General features: G+C 71.8%; 4 protein-coding genes. All 4 read left to right on the top strand.

Annotated features, from left to right (window positions below; translation table 11 throughout):
- Nucleotides 1-1,292, top strand: a 1,292-nt coding sequence (locus ACTHJJ_RS06950) for a hypothetical protein (RefSeq protein WP_440302211.1), incomplete at its 5' end; no start/stop codon positions are given.
- 14 nt (nt 1,293-1,306) lie between these two features.
- Nucleotides 1,307-2,293: an SIS domain-containing protein gene (locus ACTHJJ_RS06955; RefSeq protein ID WP_440302212.1), complete on the top strand. Its 987-nt coding sequence runs from the start codon at nt 1,307-1,309 to the stop codon at nt 2,291-2,293.
- 66 nt (nt 2,294-2,359) lie between these two features.
- Entirely contained in the window at nt 2,360-3,034 is a 675-nt protein-coding gene (locus ACTHJJ_RS06960; RefSeq protein WP_440302213.1) for a PadR family transcriptional regulator, read from the top strand.
- 3 nt (nt 3,035-3,037) lie between these two features.
- Nucleotides 3,038-3,763: inositol-3-phosphate synthase (locus ACTHJJ_RS06965; RefSeq protein WP_440302214.1), on the top strand; the 726-nt coding region annotated here is incomplete at its 3' end.

Consider the following 3,763-nt stretch of genomic DNA (forward strand, 5'->3'; position numbering starts at 1 on the left):
AGCTCGTGGCGGGGCTCGACCTCGGCGACGGGCGGTGGGTCACCGTCGTGCGCGACCGGGCGGGCGCCCGGTGGACCGTGCCGCTCGTGCTGGCCGACGGGGCGGTGCGACGCGCAGTGCCGGGTGACGGGGTGGCCGAGGCACTCGTCGCGCGCCTGCTGGAGGCCGCGCCGACCGGCTCCGCCGCGGTCGTCGCGGGTGCCACGCCGCCTTCCGAGCTGGGCGCCGACCCGGCGCTGGGCGAGTTCGTCCTCACACGGTGGGCGGGGCAGCCGGCCCACGGGGAGCGAGCCATCAGCGTCGACCAGACGAACGAGTCCGTCATCGTCGGTGACGCCGCAGTGGTCAAGTGGTGCCTGCACCTGCCTCCCGCGGGAAGCGCCATCGCCCACCCGGCCGCCCGCCGGCTCGCCGCACTCGCGGAGCAAGGGTTCGCGGACACCCCGACCCCGTGGGGTCTGCTCGAGGTCCACCTCCCGGATGAGGGCCCCGTCGTGCTCGCGACGATCGCGGCGTTCCTGCCCGGATCGAGCGACGGCTGGGACTGGGCCGTCGAGGATGTGACCGCCCACGCGCACGGCGACCTCGATGAAGCGGCATCCCTCCTGCCGCCACGCGAGCTCGGCCGGCTCACCGCGGACCTGCACGTGGCCCTGGCGACGGCCGGCACCCGTCCGGCGACGGCCGCCGAGGTGAGCCACTGGCAGGCGCGAGGTCTGGCAGCGCTCGACGAGGCGATCGAGCTCATCGACGGCCCCGAGGGAGAACGGCTTCGGGCGCTGGCCCCGGCCGCCCGCCGCGCCCTGGCCGGGTTGGCCGAGCTCGAGGGCACACCACTGCTGCTCACGCACGGGGACCTGCATGTCGGTCAGGTGCTGCGCCACGGCGACCCAGCGGCATACGCCATCACGGACTTCGACGGGAACCCCGTGCTCCCAGCCGCCGAGCGCGCGGACCCCGCCCCGGCAGCCCTCGACGTCGCCTCGATGCTCGCCTCGCTCGACCACGTCGGCCGGGTCGTGCATCGCCGCCTCGACGAGGGGGGAGCCGGCGCGGCGGCGGCGCGCCTCAGGGTCACCGCCTGGATCGAGGCCGCCGAGGCGGCCTTCCTCGACGAGTATCGCGCGACGCTGGAGGCGGTCGGGGCCACGGAGCTGTTCGCGGAACAGGCCGTGCCCCCGCTGCGCGTCCAGCAGGAATGCCGCGAGTTCCTGTATGCCGCACACCACCTGCCGCACTGGCGCTACGTTCCCGACGCCGCCCTCCCCGCCCTGCTGTCGTCTCGACCCTGACCCGGAGATCACCCGTGGACCCTGACGCCTTCCTGACCGACCTCACCAGCAAGCCGGACCACCTGTCCCGGCTCGCCCGCCAGCTGGCGACCGACGATCCGTGGGAACGCTTCCCCGCGGAGGCCAGTCAGGTCGTCTTCCTCGGGATGGGGTCGTCGCACTATGCCGCCTCCGTCAGCGCTGCACGCCTGCAGGCGCGGGGCGTCCACGCAATGGCCGTCCGTGCGAGCAGCGCCCTGCTGCCTGCGGCCGGGCCGGGCACCGTCGTCGTCGCCATCTCCGCGACCGGCAGCTCGAAGGAGACCGTCGCGGCGGCAGGCCGCTACGTCGGGCGTTGCCCCATCGTGCTGCTCACCAACACAGAGGGCAGTGATCTGGCGGCCGCCGCTGACCTCGTCGTGCCGATGCTCGCCGGGCCGGAGGCGGGCGGAGTGGCCTGTCGTTCCTTCCAGCACACCCTGGCCCTGCTGCTCGCCCTCGAGGCCCACCTGACGGGAGCCAACCAGGAGCCGGCCCGCCTGGCCTCCCTCGTCACCGCCAGTGCCGAGGCGACGAGTGACCTGCTGGACCGGCGCGAGGACTGGCTGCCGGAGGTGAGCCGGCTGCTCCTCGGGCCGGACGGCACCCACATCGTCGCTCCCGACCACCGGCTGTCCTCCGCCCAGCAGTCCGCCCTCATGCTGCGCGAGGGGCCGCGCTTGCCTGCGGTCGGCTGCGAGACCGGCGACTGGAGCCACGTCGACGTCTACCTGACCAAGACCACCGACTACCGCATGCTCCTGCTGGCCGGATCGCCGTGGGAGCCAGAGCTGCTCTCGTGGACGAGCCAGCGCGGTTCCACGATCGTGTCGCTCGGCGCGGACCTGCCCCAGGCGGCGTTCAGCCTGCGCTACAGGGGTGACGAGGACGACGACGTCCGCCTCCTCACCGAGACCCTCGTGGCCGAGCTCGTCGCGGCGTCCGCCTGGCTGCGCACAACCGGTACGGAGTCGCCAGCCTGACCGTTGCCGGCGCGAGCGATCGCGCTGATGTATCGCGCTGATATATCCGGGGTGTACTGTGGGCGGGTGCCCAGGACCAGTGCGAGCAAGCCCAGCCGCCGCGCGGCGCTGCTTGAGTTCGCCATCCTCGGGCTCCTTCATGACGGGCCGCTGCACGGCTACGAGCTGCGCAAGCGCCTGACCACGGCCCTCGGCATCTTCCGGGCGCTGTCCTACGGCTCGCTCTACCCGGCGCTGAGGTCGCTCGTCGAGGCGGGCCACATCAGCGAGACCGAACCGGCCGAGCCGCCCCTCGCCGGCAAGCGGGCCCGGATCACCTACGAGCTGACCGCCGAGGGCAAGGAGCACTTCCAGGACCTCGTCGCCCAGTCCGGGCCCGACGCCTGGGACGACGACGACTTCGACGTCCGGTTCGCCTTCTTCTCTCGCACCGAGGCCCAGGTCAGGCTCCGGATCCTCGAGGGCCGCCGGTCCCGTCTCGAGGAGCGTCTCGCCAACATCCGGGACGCCTCGCAGGCCCGGCGTGAGCGGATGGACGCCTACACGATGGCCCTGCAACAGCACGGCGAGGACCGCGCCGAGCGCGAGGTCCGCTGGCTCGAGGAGCTCATCAACGCCGAGCGCCGGGGCACCGGCACCCCCGCAGGCGGAGAGCCGTCCACGGGAGCCGACTCAACGACATACCTCTCCTCGGACGACTCGACCCACCCACAGACCGAAACCAAGAAGATCAAGGAGTGATCCATGGGATCCGTACGCGTCGCCATCGTCGGCGTCGGCAACTGCGCGAGCTCGCTCGTGCAGGGCGTCGAGTACTACAAGGACGCCGACGCCACCACCACCGTTCCGGGCCTGATGCACGTCACGTTCGGCGAGTACCACGTCGGTGACGTGGAGTTCGTCGCCGCGTTCGACGTCGACGACAAGAAGGTCGGCAAGGACCTCGCCGAGGCGATCAACGCCAGCGAGAACAACACGATCAAGATCTGCGACGTCCCGACGACCGGCGTGATGGTCCAGCGCGGCCACACCCTCGACGGTCTCGGCAAGTACTACCTCCAGACGATCGACGAGTCCGCCGCCGAGCCGGTCGACGTGGTCCAGGCACTCAAGGACTCGGGCGCCGACGTGCTCGTCTCCTACCTGCCGGTGGGCTCCGAGGAGGCCGACAAGTTCTACGCCCAGTGCGCGATCGACGCAGGCGTCGCCTTCGTCAACGCGCTGCCCGTCTTCATCGCCAGCGACCCCGAGTGGGCGGCGAAGTTCGAGGCGGCCGGCGTTCCGATCATCGGTGACGACATCAAGAGCCAGGTCGGCGCGACGATCACCCACCGCGTCATGGCCAAGCTCTTCGAGGACCGCGGCGTCGCGCTCGACCGGACGTACCAGCTCAACGTCGGCGGCAACATGGACTTCAAGAACATGCTCGAGCGCGAGCGCCTCGAGTCCAAGAAGGTCTCCAAGACGCAG

The organism is Intrasporangium sp., assembly GCF_051961875.1.
Classification (GTDB): domain Bacteria; phylum Actinomycetota; class Actinomycetes; order Actinomycetales; family Dermatophilaceae; genus Intrasporangium_A.